This window comes from Streptomyces sp. NPDC001514 (assembly GCF_053597075.1).
Genome location: NZ_JBSFHO010000030.1, coordinates 62,894 through 75,466 on the forward strand (window position 1 = coordinate 62,894; position 12,573 = coordinate 75,466).

Here is a 12,573-nt window from a genome sequence, read left to right on the forward strand (position 1 = left end):
CCTAAAAGCAGTCGGGTGGAGATATGCATCGCGGTGGCGGACTGGGCGAGGGGACCGACGATCTGGGTCCCGAGCCTGCCCGGCGTGGGAGGCACCGGCGGCACGAGGCGGACGACCCCGTGGGTAGCAGGGGCGGCGGCCGCATGGGCGTGACGTACAAGTACTTCGGCGCACCCGACGGCGCCACGGCTGCCCGAGTGCCCATTTCGATGCGCCCCGAGGAGCTCGGCGGCGATGAACTCGGCATGGGCGGAATGTTTTCCAAGATCAAGCCCGAGACGATAGCCGCGATGGTCCTCACGGGCATCCAGGGCATGCCCCTGCACAAGGTGCCGCCCCTCGAGCTGGTGGTCCTGCACCCGGACTACGCGGTGGTGAAGCTCCCCATGACCGTCGTCGACCCCCTGCGCGGCATCGGTGAGGAGTCGGTGGGCGCAGCGGCGTTCATCTGGTCGACGGTCCCGGATCGCGGGGGTCCGCGGGACGCGTTCAACGTGTACCAGCTGCTGCACGAATGGCAGGACTTCAGCCACCGCCTGCACGAGGCGGGACACCAGCCGTACTGCCTGGTGTGGCCCTGAGCCGACCCGGCGGCTCGGTACGTGGCTGAGGGTTCAGCTGTTCCTCCGCTTCAGCTGTTCCTTCAGGCTTCAGCCGTTCCTTCCCGCTTCAGCTGTTCCTTCCCGCTTCAGCCGTTCCTTCCCGCTTCAGCCGTTCCTTCCGCCGTCCTCCGTCTCACCGAGTCCCGGCGCGCCCCACACGGGGAACCATCGCCCCAGGTCGGTCTCGATCCGCAGGTCGTCCGCGAGCAGCGCCCTGATCTGGAGTTCCAGGGCGTTGTCGCGCTTCTCGGCCGTTCCGGGAAGCGGTGCGAAGGGGTAGAACGTGCCGCGTTTGTAGAGGTAGACCAGTGCCAGCCTGCGCTCCCCCGAGGCATCGCGGAAGCCGATCAGGGAGCAGAGCAGCTGCGGGCCGAAGCCGGCGTCCTGGAGGAGAGTGTTGACGGCGTGCAGGTCGTTGACCAGTGAGACCGTGTCGTCGGCGGGATGGCGGGCGAGAAGCCAGGTGTAGCCGAAGGCGTCCCGGCTGAACTCGACGGGTGTGCCGCCCCGGCCGGTATCGGCGTCGAGCAGTTCCCGTACGTCCTCCTGGATCCTGGCGAAGGCACCGCCCTCGACGGCGGCGAAGCAGACCGAGCCGATGCCGGTCGGGACGAAGCCGGCACCCGCCTGGAGCGTGATCGCGGCGGCCGGCAGGCCGAAGAGCTGGTCGAGGTCGGGGCGCACCGGCTTGCTGCGGCCGAGGATGGTGTCGAGGAGTCCCACGGGAAGAACCTCTGTTCGTCGTCCTGGGAGTCAGGGGCATGGGAGTCAGGGGCATGGGGGCAGGAGGGGCATGGGAGCGTGAGGGGCCCGGGTGGGGCATCATGCGCGGCCGAGCTGCGTCGAGATCCGGCCCAGCTGGTCCAGGCGCTGCTCCAGCGTCGGGTGCGAGGAGAGCAGCCTGCTCAGGCTCTCCTTGGACGAGAACGCCGGCGCGAACCAGAAGGCGTTGAACGGCTCCGCCTTCCGCAGGTCCCGCGTCGGGATTCTGGCCATCTGGCCGGTCACCTTGGTGAGCGCGGACGCGAGCGCGGACGGGCGGCCGGTCAGCAGCGCGGCGGCGCGGTCGGCGGACAGCTCGCGGTAGCGGGAGAGCAGCCGGGTCAGCAGGAAGCTGAGCACATAGACGACAGCGCTGACCAGCGGGATCACCAGCATCGCGATGGCGGTGTTGCTGTCGCGGCTGTTCCGGCCGAGTCCGCCGTAGAGCCAGACACGGGTCATCATGCCCGCGAGGACACCGAGGAACGAGGCGATGGTCATCACCGCGACATCGCGGTGGGCGACATGCGACAGCTCGTGCGCGAGGACGCCCTCCAGCTCCTCCGGCTCCAGGCGACGGAGCAGGCCGGTGGTGGCACAGACCAGGGCGGTGCTCTCGTTGCGGCCGGTGGCGAAGGCGTTCGGCACGTCGCTGTCGGCGATCGCCACGCGAGGCTTGGGCATGTCCGCGAGGGCGCAGATGCGGTCCACGGCGCCGTGCAGCTCGGGGGCCTGCTCGGGGGTGACCTCGCGGGCACCCATGCTGTAGGCCGCGATCCGGTCGCTGAACCAGAACTGAGCGATGAACACGGCGCCCGCGATCACCAGGATGATGGGCCACGAGTTCTGGAGGAGGGCCAGCAGGACGCCGACGAAGACCACGTAGAGCAGCCCGATCAGGAACATCGTCGTCACCATGCGGGTGGCGAGTCCCCTGTCCGGGACATAGCGGGAATGTGACCGGGCCTTGGGCATCTGAGTCACCCTCCAGGCGGAACTCTGTCGCTGCACCCCTCTCTCTCTCGATTGTGCCCCTTTCATCCATATATCCGGCATAAAGGTTCCGTCGTGAAGGAGGGCCTGGGCCCAGGCCCTCCTGGACGCGGGTTTGGGCGGGGGTCTGGACGCGGGTTTGGGCGGGGGGTCTGGACGCGGCCCGGGCGGGGGCTGGGCGCGGGCCTGGGCGCGGCTCCGGGCCGTCAGAGCCAGCCGTTGCGGCGGAAGCCCCGGTGGATCACGAAGCAGGCGATCGCCATGACCCCGAGGACGACCGGATAGCTGTACGTCCACCGCAGCTCGGGCATGTGCTCGAAGTTCATGCCGTACACGCCGCAGACCATGGTCGGTACGGCCACGATCGCCGCCCACGCCGTGATCTTGCGCATGTCCTCGTTCTGGGCGACGGTCATCTGCGCCAGATGGGCCTGGAGTATCGAGTCGAGGAGCGAGTCGAAGCCGCCCAGCATCTCGCCCGCGCGGGCGAGATGGTCGGACACGTCCCGGAAGTACGGCCGGATCTCCGGGGCGATGAGGGAGGTGGGCTGGGTGGCGAGGGCCTCGAGCGGACGGCTCAGCGGGGACATCGCCCGCTTGAACTCCAGGAGCTCCCGCTTCAGCTGGTAGATCCGTCCTGCCTCGCCACGGCCCGCGGCACCGCGGCCCGCATGCTCGGAGAAGACGCTGGTCTCGACCGCATCCATGTCGTCCTGGACGGCGTCGGCGACGGCGACGTACTCGTCCACGACGAAGTCGGCCACGGCGTGCAGCACCGACGAGGGGCCTTTCGCCAGTTGCTCGGGCGTCGTCTCGAGCGCCTCGCGCAGCGGGCCGAGCGAGCCGTGCCGCCCGTTCCGGATGGTGATCACGAAGTCCTTGCCGGTGATGACCGTGATCTCGCCGGTCTCCACGACCTGGCTGGTGGCGGTCAGCTGGTCGTGCTCCGCGTAACCGACGGTCTTGAAGACGGCGAGGAGTGTGTCGTCGTACGGAACGACCTTGGGCCGGCGATGCGCGTCGACGGCGTCCTCGACCGCGAGCGGATGCAGACCGAACAGTTCGGCGAGCGAGGCGAACTCCTCGCGCGTCGGCTCGTGCAGTCCTATCCAGACGAAGCTGTTGCTGCCGGGGCTGTCGCCGTTCTCCTTGCGCACGCGGCGCAGCGCCTCATCGGCCGGGCAGTGGCCGGACTGCCGCAACCCGGCCGCGTATCCGACGCAGTTGACGACGGCGCTGCCCAGCGGCGATCGGGCCGGGTGGCTCAGGTCGACGGTGCGGCGGTACGCGCGGCGCACCACGCGGCGGAGGTTCCGGATCATGGACAACGTGGGCTCCCGATCGGGCTGAGCAGGCTCTCCTGCCCACCCTCCCGGACAGCAAGTCACTTGTCCACGGCGGTCCGACGGCCGATTGCGCCCGGGCCCACCGCTGCGTGCGCCGCCCGTTCAGGCCGCTTCGTCGTCGCCGAGCCAGAGGTCGGGGCCGCCTGCGTCCCCGTTATCCGGACATTCTTTGGAACGGTGAACTACCTACAGCCGTGCCCCACACCGGCCGATGTCCACAGTGCACGCGTCGCGCGTGCACCCGTCCTGTCGCGTGCACGCGTCGAGTCGCGACATCCGACCCACCGAGGAGGCCCGGCGTGGGCGACGTCCTGCTGGCCCTGTGCATTCCGCTGATGGTCTGCGCGAGCGGCATCTACGCGGTGTGCGAGAGCTGGTGGCTGCGCAGGCATCCGATGCCGCCGGCCCGTCGTCCGCATCCGTACCCATACCCGTACCCGTACCCGCACGCGCACGCCGGCGCCCGCCTCGCCGAGCGGGAGATGCTCTTGGTGGCGGAGGAGATCGTGGAGGAGGCGTACGCGCGGCTCGCGGACCTGTACGACGTCAGGTACGCCGGCGCGTACGACAACGAGTGCAGCGGCGCAAACGGCGGCATCAGCGCGGGCTCCACCCCGGATCACGGCCCGTCGTCGCCAGCAGCCGCTCGAACGGGGACGCGCCCTCCGGCACACTGACCGGCTTGCCGAACGCCCCGTACTCCTGGGCCATCGGGGCCATCTCCTCGACCGCCGGGCCGAGTTCGGCGACGACTCCCGGATCGGGCTCGTACGACTGCCCGGTCGCGCGGGCCAGGTCCCAGACGTGCACGGTCATGTCCAGAAGCACCATGTTGCCGACGGTCCTGGCCGGGAGGCCCAGCGAACCCGAGGTGCCCTCCTCCGCGCCCGGCTCGGCCCAGGCCTCCACGAGGGCCGTGGTCTCCTCCTCGAAGAAGTCCTGCCAGGCGCCGGCGGCGATGCGGTCGGGCGTCGTGGAGAAGTCGGACTCCTTCTTGGCGGCGAGCGCCTGGAAGTTGACGATCACGTGGAGGAGGTGGTTGATCAGGGCGCGTACGTCGTAGTCGGCGCACGGGGTCGGCGCGCCCAGACGCTCCGCGGTCACTCCGCGTACGACAGGCACCGCGCGTGCGGTGGTGGCTTCGAGCAGTTCACTGATGGCCTTCATGCCCTCGATCCTGGGCAGCGCGGGCTCCTGCGTCTTGAACAAACGCGACAGAACAAGCGCGACATAGGATCCGGGCATGGACGGCAGGAACGAGCCGCAGACGTCGGCAGCCGGACCGCGACGCGACACCCGGGGCATCGTCGACGCCCCGGAGCTCTTCGCACGCGTACGCTTCCGGCGCCGCGCGCCGGCCCCGCCGCTGCAGCCGTATCTGGAGCACTACTGGCTCATCGACTGGGATATGGCCGAGCCGTACGCCTCCCATGTGGTGCCGCATCCGTCCGTGAACGTCGTCTTCCAGCGGTACGGGGACGAGGAGCCCTGGGGCGAGGTGGCGGGCGTCGGCCTCGAGCTCTTCACGAAGAAGCTGGAGGGGCGGGGGCGGGTCTGCGGGGTGCAGTTCCGGCCGGGCGGCTTCCGGCCCTTCGCGCCTGGGCGGCCGGTGTCGGAGTGGACGGGGCGCCGGGTGCCGGTGAGCGAGGTCTTCGAAGGATCTTCCGGCATCGGGGCCGGCGCCTCGGGCGCTTCCGCCGCTTCCGCCGCTTCGGCCATTGTCGGGCCGGACGAGGAGGACGCGCGGGTCGCGGCGCTCGACGCGTACCTGCTGCGGCTGGGCCCGGACACCGATCCCCAGGCCGAGCGCGCGATGGCGCTGGTCGAGCAGGTCCGCACCGACCGCACGATCCGCCGGGTCGCCCAACTCGCCGAGGCGGAAGGGGTGTCGGCGCGCACGCTGCAACGGCTCTTCGCGGCGTACATCGGCGTCGGGCCCAAGTGGGTCATCCTGCGCTACCGCATCCACGAAGCCCTGGAGCGGGCCGACGCGGAGAGCCCCGGCAACGCCGGTGCCGAGCCGGACTGGGCGGCCCTCGCCGCCGAGCTGGGCTACAGCGACCAGGCCCATCTCGTACGGGACTTCACGGCGACGGTCGGCGTGTCACCGGCGGCATACGCGGCGCATCGGCCCGGGTGAGGGCCGGTTCCGAGGCAGACGACCGGGCGGATTCCGGGCGGGTGTCAGACCCCGGGCGTACGGTGCGGTTCATGGCGGAAAAGACACAGGCGGACGCGACAGCAGTGGTGCGGATCGAGCCCTGGTCGGAGGGCGACTTCGCCTTGCTCCAGGCGGCGAACGCACCGGAGTTGATGGAGCATCTCGGCGGCCCCGAAACGGACGAGAAGCTGGCCGAGCGGCATAAGCGGTACGTGACCCTGAGCGCGGACCGGACCGGGGCGGGGCGGATGTACCGAGTGGTGCTGGCGGACGGGGGCGAGGCGGTCGGCACGATCGGGTTCTGGGAGACCACCTGGCAGGGGCAGCAGGCGTACGAGACGGGCTGGAGCATCCTGCCCGGCTTCCAGGGGCGCGGGATCGCCACGGCCGCGACGCTCGCGGTCGTGGCGGAGGCGCGGGCGGCGGGCAAGCACCGCTATCTGCTCGCGTTCCCGTCCATCGACAACGCTCCGTCGAACGGCGTGTGCCGCAAGGCGGGCTTCTCGCTGCTGGGCGAGTGCGAGTTCGAGTACCCGCCGGGCCGGCCGATGCGCGGCAACCAGTGGCGTCTCGATCTCCAGTCCCTGGAGGCGGGTCCCTGATCCGGGGACCGGCAGCCGCTTAATGGTTAGCCATGGCACATCCATTAGATAATCCTCTAGCCTGGCCGTCGGCCATCACCACGGCCGCCGACAGAACAGCCGACACAACAGCCGACAGGACAGGGCAGGGGACGCCGTGCTGGACACCGTGTTGCTCGCGCACATCAGCGATCTGCACCTCGACGGGGCGGAACGAGCGGCAGACCGGGCCGCCCGCACCGTGGCCTGTCTCCGGTCGATGACACGGCGGCCGGACGCGGTCCTGGTCACCGGAGACATCGCGGACCATGGCGCGCCTGCCGAGTACGCGGAAGCGGCCGAGCTCTTCGCCTCGCTCGACGTTCCCGTGCTCACCTGCCCGGGCAACCACGACGACCGCGCCGCGTACCGCAAGGTGCTGCTCGGCGAAGGTTCCGCTCCCGGGACCCCGCAAGCGACGGGCGGCGACGGGGCGTACGCACCGATCAACCGCGTGCACCGGCTTGGCGGTTACGCCCTGCTGCTCTGCGACTCCACGATCCCGGGCGAGGACGCGGGCCTGCTCGACGACGAGACCCTGGAGTGGCTCGCCCGCACGCTCGACGAGCTCGGCGACACCCCGGCGCTCCCCGCCTTCCACCACCCGCCGGCCACTCTCCACCACGGCTACACCGACCCGATGGGGCTCACCAACGCGGACCGCCTGGCCGAGGTGCTGCGCGGGCGCCACAACGTCCCGGCCGTCCTCACCGGCCACGCGCACACCGCGGCGGCGACCACCTGGGCCGGCCGCCCCCTGCTCGTCGCGCCCGGCGTCGTCTCGACACTCCGGATGCCCTGGGAGCCGGGCGAGGGCGTCACCGACCGTGCGGCCCCGCCGGGAGTCGCCTTCCATGTCCTGGACGAGGGCGGCCGTCGCGTGACGACCCACTTCAGGGTCGTTCCGTAGCCCGGACGGACACCTGCGGCGGGGCGGAAAGCCGTGGCCTGCTCCGTCCGCCCAATGGCATGCTGGCGGCGTGAACGGACCGGAGATCCAGATCAGTTTCGCCCCGGAGCTGCGGCTCTTCGTCGCCGCGGAGCGCCGCAACGGGCGGACGCGGCTCATCACGGACGGCTCCTCGACGCTCGGCCATGTCGTCGAGTCGCTCGGTGTCCCCCTCACCGAGGCGGGGCGGCTCCTGGTGGACGGCAGCCAGGTCCAGGTCTCCCACATCCCCGCCGCCGGCGAGCGCATCGAGGTGCTCGGCGTCGAGCGCCCGCAGCGCGTGCCGGGCGCACCCCTCCGCTTCCTCCTCGACGTCCACCTCGGCACGCTGGCCCGGCGGCTGCGGCTGCTCGGCGTCGACGCCGCGTACGAGAGCGAGGACATCGGCGACCCGGCCCTGGCCACACTCTCCGCCCGCGAGCAGCGCGTAATGCTGTCCCGGGACCGTGGACTGCTGCGCCGCCGGGAGCTGTGGGCCGGTGCGTACGTCTACAGCGACCGTCCCGACGACCAGCTCCGGGACGTCCTGCAGCGGTTCGCGCCCGCCCTCGCACCCTGGACCCGCTGCACGGCCTGCAACGGCCCGCTCACGGACACGGACAAGGAATCCGTCGAGCACCACCTGGAGCAGGGCACGCAGCGCTCGTACGACGTGTTCGCCCAGTGCGCGGCGTGCGAACGTGTCTACTGGCGCGGCGCCCATCACGCCCGGCTGGAGGCGATAGTCGAGAGCGCCCTGCGCGAGTTCGGCGACGCGGCCGCCTGAGCCGCACCCACGGGCTCCCCACCCGCTCTCCGCCTACGGACTTTCCGCGGTCAGATATCGCTGAACCGTCGGCGCCAGCCAGGCGATCACCTCCTCCCTGGTCATCTCGACCGCGGGCGGGATGTGCAGCACATAGCGAGCGAGCGCCATCCCCAGGATCTGCGATGCGGCGAGTGCGGCCCGGCGCGGGACCTCGGCCGGGACGGGGCAGACCCCGGCCGCTATCGGCAGCAGCTGCGACCTGAAGATCTGCTGCATGCGCTCGGCGCCCGCGGCATTGGTGACACCGACCCGCAGCAGGGCCGTCAGCACCTCGTCGTCCTCCCAGCGGTCGAGGAAATGGGAGACGAGGACCGCGCCGACATGCTTGCCGGGCATCGCGCCCAACTCCGGCAGCCTCAGATCGATTTCGGAAGCGGCGGCGAACAGCCCCTCCTTGTTGCCGTAGTACCGCATCACCATCGACGGATCGATGCCGGCATCCCGCGCGATGGCGCGGATCGTGGCCCGCTCGTATCCGTCCGCGGCGAAACGCTCGCGGGCGGCCTCGAGGATCGCGGCGCGGGTCGCGTCCGAGCGGCGAGGTGTGGTGGCTGCTTCCGAACTCATGCCAACAACTGTAGGCCAACAAGTGTTGACACGCCAGAACCCCCGGGCATACATTTGCCAACAAGCGTTGACCTACAAGCGTTGGCAGGAGGCCCGCCATGACCGGCAAGCCCAGCACCAACAGCACGGACAGCACGAACCCGACCGCCACCCCCGCTCACTACGACACGGATGTCACCGTCGTGGGCGCAGGCCCGACCGGCCTGCTGCTCGCAGGCGACCTCGCAGCGGCGGGCCTGCGAGTCACCGTCCTCGAGCGCCGTCCGCACGAGGCGAGCAATCTGACCCGGGCCTTCGGTGTGCACGCCCGCACGCTGGAGCTGCTCGACGCCCGCGGCCTCGCGGACGAGCTGGTGAAGAAGGGCTCCCCCATGACCACCCTGCGCTTCTTCGGCGAGCTCGCCCTCGACCTGTCCCGGCTGCGGTCCCGCTTCCCGTTCCTGCTCATCACCCCGCAGTACGAGGTGGAGCAGCTGCTGGAGCGCCGGGCGCTCTCCGCCGGGGCCGACTTCCGGTACGGCACGGAGCTGCGCGGCCTCCGCCAGGACGCCGACTCGGTCACGGCCGAACTGAAGGACGAGCAGGGGCGGGACGCGACGCTGCGCTCCCGCTACCTCGTGGGCACCGACGGAGTGCGCAGCTCCGTGCGCAAGGCCCTCGGCCTGCCCTTCCCCGGCGGCTCGGCGATCCGCTCCATGGCCCTCGCGGACGTCCGTTTCACCGAAGAACCCGAGATGGGGTCCGAGAACCGCCTCTTCGCCGGCGGCACGGGGGACGCGTTCGCCGTCGTCGCCTCCTTCGGCGACGGCTGGTACCGGGTGATGGCCTGGAGGCGCAGCCACCAGGTCCCGGACGGCGAGCCGGTCGACCTGGAAGAGGTGCGCGCCATCGCCCGCCAGGCATTCGGCACCGACTTCGGCATGCGGGACGCCCGCTGGCTCTCCCGTTTCCACAGCGACGAGCGCCAGGTCCCGGAATACCGGAAAGGCAGGGTCTTCCTCGCCGGAGACTCGGCTCACGTCCATTCCCCTGCCGGCGGCCAGGGGATGAACACGGGCATGCAGGACGCGGCGAACCTGTCCTGGAAGCTCGCCGCGGTCCTCCGCGGTCACGCACCGGACGCCGACGCTCTCCTCGACACGTACCACTCGGAGCGGCATCCGGTCGGCAAGAAGGTACTGCGCAGCAGCGGGGCGATCGTCCGCCTGGCCATGGCGCACAACCCGGTCCAGCGCCTGGCCCGTTCCCTCGTCGCCCGCTTCCTCTCCACCGTCAGGCCGGCCTCCGGCAAGGCGATGGGCCTGGTCACGGGGATCGGCATCTCGTACGGCGCGGAGCGCGGCGCCCACCGGCTCACCGGCAAGCGCGCTCCGGACCTGGCGCTCACAGAGGGCCGGCTCTACGAACTGCTCCGCAAGGGCGAGTTCGTCCTGATAACGCCCAGCGACGCCCCCTCCACCACGCCGGCCGTGCCCACCGCCCCCGGCCCCGTCACCCGGGCCCACTGGCAGACCCCGCGCGACACATCCCTGCTGGTCCGCCCGGACGGATACATCGCGTGGGCGCAGCACTGACCCCACCTCAGGGCCGGGGCCTTGAGCCCCGGCCCCGACTGCGGCCTCAGAAGATGTATCCGTCGCCCGTCGCCGGCACCAGGACGGTGTGCTCGTCGTTCGCGTGGTTGCGGTCGACCGCACCGCCGTTCCACACCGTGGCGACATCCACGACAACCTCGACCGGGCTGCCCGCGGCCCGCAGATCGAGGGCGACCCCGTTCCCGGTGCGGCCTGCCCTCAGCGCGCCGGTCCGGCAAAGGATCACCCGGTCGCCGCCCCACAGGCAGGCCGGCGGCAGCTGTCCACCGCTCGTCACCGAGACCGGGCCCGAGAAGCTCAGCCGTACAGTCGCATCGGCCACCTGCGCCGGGCCGTGGTTGCCGCTATCCAGCCAGACACCGATCCGCCCGTCCCACAGAGAGACATGACCATGGTGCGCCACATCAGCCTCGGCCACCGGCACCCGAGCTCCGGCCGCACCAGTCGCATCGGCCGCCTCCTGCAGGCGGTCGCCGATGTCCGCACCCGCACCTCCGCCCGCGGCCAGTACCACCACCGCCACCGCGGTGGACGCCACGAGCAGAGTCCTACGCATCACCTGCATGCCCGAAAGATACCTATTATCCGCCCGTAGAATTGACTCCTCGTCAGTTCCGGCGCGTCCCGTGCGGGCAGGGACCCTTCCCGGCTCGCCCCGGGAGCGAGCTCACCGCCGACCCACCCCGCCACCCCAGATGACACGCTGACCTCATGCTCATCGCCCGATCCGCGTTCCTGTTCGCCGTCGCCGCACTCTTCGAGATCGGCGGAGCCTGGCTCGTCTGGCAGGGCGTGCGCGAGCACCGCGGCTGGGTCTGGATCGGCGCCGGCGTCCTCTCCCTCGGCGTCTACGGCTTCGTCGCGACGCTCCAGCCGGACGCCCACTTCGGCCGTATCCTCGCCGCCTACGGCGGAGTGTTCGTCGCCGGCTCGCTCGCCTGGGGCATGGCCGCCGACGGCTACCGCCCCGACCGCTGGGACGTCATCGGCGCGCTGATCTGCCTGGCCGGCATGGCCGTGATCATGTACGCGCCGCGCGGCCGCTGACGGCCGCCTATCCTGGCCACTGGCCACCGGTATCGATCACCTGTCCAAGGAGCCGCCATGACCGCCGCCGCCCCCATCGCCGTCGTCACCGGAGCGAGCAGCGGCATCGGTGCCGCCACCGCGCGCGGCCTCGCCGCCGCGGGCTATCACGTGATCCTCACCGCCCGCCGCAAGGACCGCATCGAGACCATCGCCGCCGAGCTCACCGAAGCGGGCCACCAGGCCACGGCCTACGCACTCGACGTCACCGACCGAGCTGCCGTGGACGCCTTCGCCGCCTCCCTCGACGGCCCCGCCCCGGTCAAGGTGCTGGTCAACAACGCGGGCGGAGCACTCGGCGCCGACCCGGTCGCGACCGGCGACCCCGCCGACTGGCGCCAGATGTACGAGGTCAACGTCCTCGGCACCCTCCACACCACCCAGGCCTTGCTGCCCGCCCTCACCGCCAGCGGCGACGGCACGGTCGTCGTCCTCTCTTCCACCGCGGCCCACGCCACCTACGAAGGCGGCGCGGGCTATGTCGCCGCCAAGAACGGCGCCCGCGTCCTCGCCGAGACCCTCCGCCTCGAAATCGTCGGCACCCCCGTCCGCGTCATCGAGATCGCCCCCGGCATGGTCAAGACCGACGAGTTCGCCACGACCCGCTTCCGCGGCGACACCGAGAAGGCCGCCAAGGTCTACCAGGGCGTGGCGGAGCCCCTCACCGCCGACGACGTCGCCGACACCATCACCTGGGCCGTCACCCGCCCCTCCCACGTCAACATCGACCTCCTGGTGGTCCGCCCCCGCGCCCAGGCGTCCAACACCAAGGTCCACCGCGAACTCTGACAGGCAAGCCCCGGACCGTTGCCGGTCCGGGGCCCTGGCAACGTGCGCGAAGTGCTCAGCCCTTCACGGCAGATGACCTGCTTCAGCTTCGCGACGATCTCCACCAGGCCCCGCTGCTGGTCGATGACCCTCTCGATCGGCTTGTAAGCCGCCGGGATCTCGGCAAAGTCGCGGGGCGCCCGGCGGCGGATGCGATCCGGCGCCCGCCGCGGTCGCCGGCGGCCTTGGTGGCAGTGGCTCGGCCATTCGGCTGCGGTCGGCTCGCGATCGTTGCCGGACCGCGGTGCTGTTGACA

15 protein-coding genes and 1 pseudogene are annotated in these 12,573 nt (G+C 71.1%); 9 read left to right on the forward strand and 7 right to left on the reverse strand.

The features are described 5' to 3' along the window. The first annotated feature begins 23 nt into the window (after positions 1–23). The gene (locus tag ACWCXB_RS27100; protein ID WP_450726335.1) at positions 24–581 is read left to right on the forward strand and encodes a hypothetical protein; all 558 of its coding nucleotides are present in this window, start codon (positions 24–26) and stop codon (positions 579–581) included. Between the two features lie 126 nt (positions 582–707). Here ACWCXB_RS27100 and pspAB read toward each other — a convergent pair whose 3' ends face one another. The 3 genes from pspAB to ACWCXB_RS27115 all read right to left on the reverse strand — a co-directional run bounded on the left by pspAB (position 708) and on the right by ACWCXB_RS27115 (position 3,679). Next, positions 708–1,325, reverse strand: coding sequence for a PspA-associated protein PspAB (pspAB, locus tag ACWCXB_RS27105; RefSeq protein ID WP_450726337.1), 618 nt, complete (start codon positions 1,323–1,325; stop codon positions 708–710). A gap of 99 nt (positions 1,326–1,424) precedes the next feature. Continuing rightward, positions 1,425–2,339 carry a zinc metalloprotease HtpX gene (gene htpX / locus ACWCXB_RS27110; protein ID WP_450726339.1) on the reverse strand — a complete coding sequence of 305 codons (915 nt, stop codon included), beginning with the start codon at positions 2,337–2,339 and terminating at the stop codon, positions 1,425–1,427. Between the two features lie 224 nt (positions 2,340–2,563). Then, positions 2,564–3,679: a magnesium and cobalt transport protein CorA gene (locus ACWCXB_RS27115; protein ID WP_450726341.1), complete on the reverse strand. Its 1,116-nt coding sequence runs from the start codon at positions 3,677–3,679 to the stop codon at positions 2,564–2,566. A gap of 323 nt (positions 3,680–4,002) precedes the next feature. Here ACWCXB_RS27115 and ACWCXB_RS27120 point away from each other — a divergent pair, with 323 nt between their 5' ends. Further along, complete coding sequence (locus ACWCXB_RS27120; protein ID WP_450726343.1) at positions 4,003–4,380, forward strand: hypothetical protein; 378 nt, start codon at positions 4,003–4,005, stop codon at positions 4,378–4,380. Here ACWCXB_RS27120 and ACWCXB_RS27125 read toward each other — a convergent pair. Next, positions 4,301–4,870 (reverse strand): TIGR03086 family metal-binding protein, encoded by a 570-nt coding sequence (locus ACWCXB_RS27125; protein WP_450726411.1) that lies wholly within the window; start codon positions 4,868–4,870, stop codon positions 4,301–4,303. The genes ACWCXB_RS27120 and ACWCXB_RS27125 overlap by 80 nt on opposite strands. 76 nt (positions 4,871–4,946) lie before the next feature. Here ACWCXB_RS27125 and ACWCXB_RS27130 point away from each other — a divergent pair, with 76 nt between their 5' ends. From ACWCXB_RS27130 to ACWCXB_RS27145, 4 genes are all read left to right on the forward strand, one after another. After that, positions 4,947–5,843 (forward strand): AraC family transcriptional regulator, encoded by an 897-nt coding sequence (locus tag ACWCXB_RS27130; RefSeq protein ID WP_450726345.1) that lies wholly within the window; start codon positions 4,947–4,949, stop codon positions 5,841–5,843. Between the two features lie 71 nt (positions 5,844–5,914). Then, positions 5,915–6,466 (forward strand): GNAT family N-acetyltransferase, encoded by a 552-nt coding sequence (locus tag ACWCXB_RS27135; RefSeq protein WP_450726347.1) that lies wholly within the window; start codon positions 5,915–5,917, stop codon positions 6,464–6,466. 148 nt (positions 6,467–6,614) lie between these two features. Next, positions 6,615–7,394 (forward strand): metallophosphoesterase, encoded by a 780-nt coding sequence (locus ACWCXB_RS27140; RefSeq protein WP_450726412.1) that lies wholly within the window; start codon positions 6,615–6,617, stop codon positions 7,392–7,394. Between the two features lie 70 nt (positions 7,395–7,464). After that, complete coding sequence (locus ACWCXB_RS27145; RefSeq protein ID WP_450726349.1) at positions 7,465–8,199, forward strand: Mut7-C RNAse domain-containing protein; 735 nt, start codon at positions 7,465–7,467, stop codon at positions 8,197–8,199. A gap of 33 nt (positions 8,200–8,232) precedes the next feature. Here ACWCXB_RS27145 and ACWCXB_RS27150 read toward each other — a convergent pair whose 3' ends face one another. After that, entirely contained in the window at positions 8,233–8,808 is a 576-nt protein-coding gene (locus ACWCXB_RS27150) for a TetR/AcrR family transcriptional regulator (RefSeq protein WP_450726351.1), read from the reverse strand. A 98-nt stretch (positions 8,809–8,906) separates the two neighbouring features. On the opposite strand from ACWCXB_RS27150, the gene ACWCXB_RS27155 reads away from it, so the two are divergent. Continuing rightward, positions 8,907–10,382, forward strand: coding sequence for an FAD-dependent oxidoreductase (locus ACWCXB_RS27155; protein ID WP_450726353.1), 1,476 nt, complete (start codon positions 8,907–8,909; stop codon positions 10,380–10,382). Between the two features lie 46 nt (positions 10,383–10,428). On the opposite strand, the gene ACWCXB_RS27160 is transcribed toward ACWCXB_RS27155, so the two are convergent. Beyond that, entirely contained in the window at positions 10,429–10,968 is a 540-nt protein-coding gene (locus ACWCXB_RS27160; protein ID WP_450726355.1) for a hypothetical protein, read from the reverse strand. Between the two features lie 146 nt (positions 10,969–11,114). Between ACWCXB_RS27160 and ACWCXB_RS27165 the strand changes: the two genes are divergently transcribed. Further along, positions 11,115–11,450, forward strand: a complete 336-nt coding sequence (locus ACWCXB_RS27165; protein WP_450726357.1) for a YnfA family protein — start codon at positions 11,115–11,117, stop codon at positions 11,448–11,450. Between the two features lie 57 nt (positions 11,451–11,507). Then, positions 11,508–12,278 (forward strand): SDR family NAD(P)-dependent oxidoreductase, encoded by a 771-nt coding sequence (locus ACWCXB_RS27170; RefSeq protein WP_450726359.1) that lies wholly within the window; start codon positions 11,508–11,510, stop codon positions 12,276–12,278. A 59-nt stretch (positions 12,279–12,337) separates the two neighbouring features. On the opposite strand, the pseudogene ACWCXB_RS27175 reads toward ACWCXB_RS27170, so the two are convergent. Next, a pseudogene (locus tag ACWCXB_RS27175) lies at positions 12,338–12,439 on the reverse strand (RtcB family protein); the annotation flags it as partial. Positions 12,440–12,573: the final 134 nt, after the last annotated feature.

What these genes read in the sequence shown, in the direction of transcription:
- ACWCXB_RS27130 (WP_450726345.1), top strand. Translation starts at nt 4,947, where the DNA reads ATGGACGGCAGGAACGAGCCGCAGACGTCGGCAGCCGGACCGCGACGC.
- ACWCXB_RS27115 (WP_450726341.1), bottom strand. Translation starts at nt 3,679, where the DNA reads ATGATCCGGAACCTCCGCCGCGTGGTGCGCCGCGCGTACCGCCGCACC.
- ACWCXB_RS27170 (WP_450726359.1), top strand. Translation starts at nt 11,508, where the DNA reads ATGACCGCCGCCGCCCCCATCGCCGTCGTCACCGGAGCGAGCAGCGGC.
- ACWCXB_RS27100 (WP_450726335.1), top strand. Translation starts at nt 24, where the DNA reads ATGCATCGCGGTGGCGGACTGGGCGAGGGGACCGACGATCTGGGTCCC.
- ACWCXB_RS27160 (WP_450726355.1), bottom strand. Translation starts at nt 10,968, where the DNA reads ATGCAGGTGATGCGTAGGACTCTGCTCGTGGCGTCCACCGCGGTGGCG.
- htpX (WP_450726339.1), bottom strand. Translation starts at nt 2,339, where the DNA reads ATGCCCAAGGCCCGGTCACATTCCCGCTATGTCCCGGACAGGGGACTC.
- ACWCXB_RS27135 (WP_450726347.1), top strand. Translation starts at nt 5,915, where the DNA reads ATGGCGGAAAAGACACAGGCGGACGCGACAGCAGTGGTGCGGATCGAG.
- ACWCXB_RS27150 (WP_450726351.1), bottom strand. Translation starts at nt 8,808, where the DNA reads ATGAGTTCGGAAGCAGCCACCACACCTCGCCGCTCGGACGCGACCCGC.
- ACWCXB_RS27125 (WP_450726411.1), bottom strand. Translation starts at nt 4,870, where the DNA reads ATGAAGGCCATCAGTGAACTGCTCGAAGCCACCACCGCACGCGCGGTG.
- ACWCXB_RS27165 (WP_450726357.1), top strand. Translation starts at nt 11,115, where the DNA reads ATGCTCATCGCCCGATCCGCGTTCCTGTTCGCCGTCGCCGCACTCTTC.
- ACWCXB_RS27155 (WP_450726353.1), top strand. Translation starts at nt 8,907, where the DNA reads ATGACCGGCAAGCCCAGCACCAACAGCACGGACAGCACGAACCCGACC.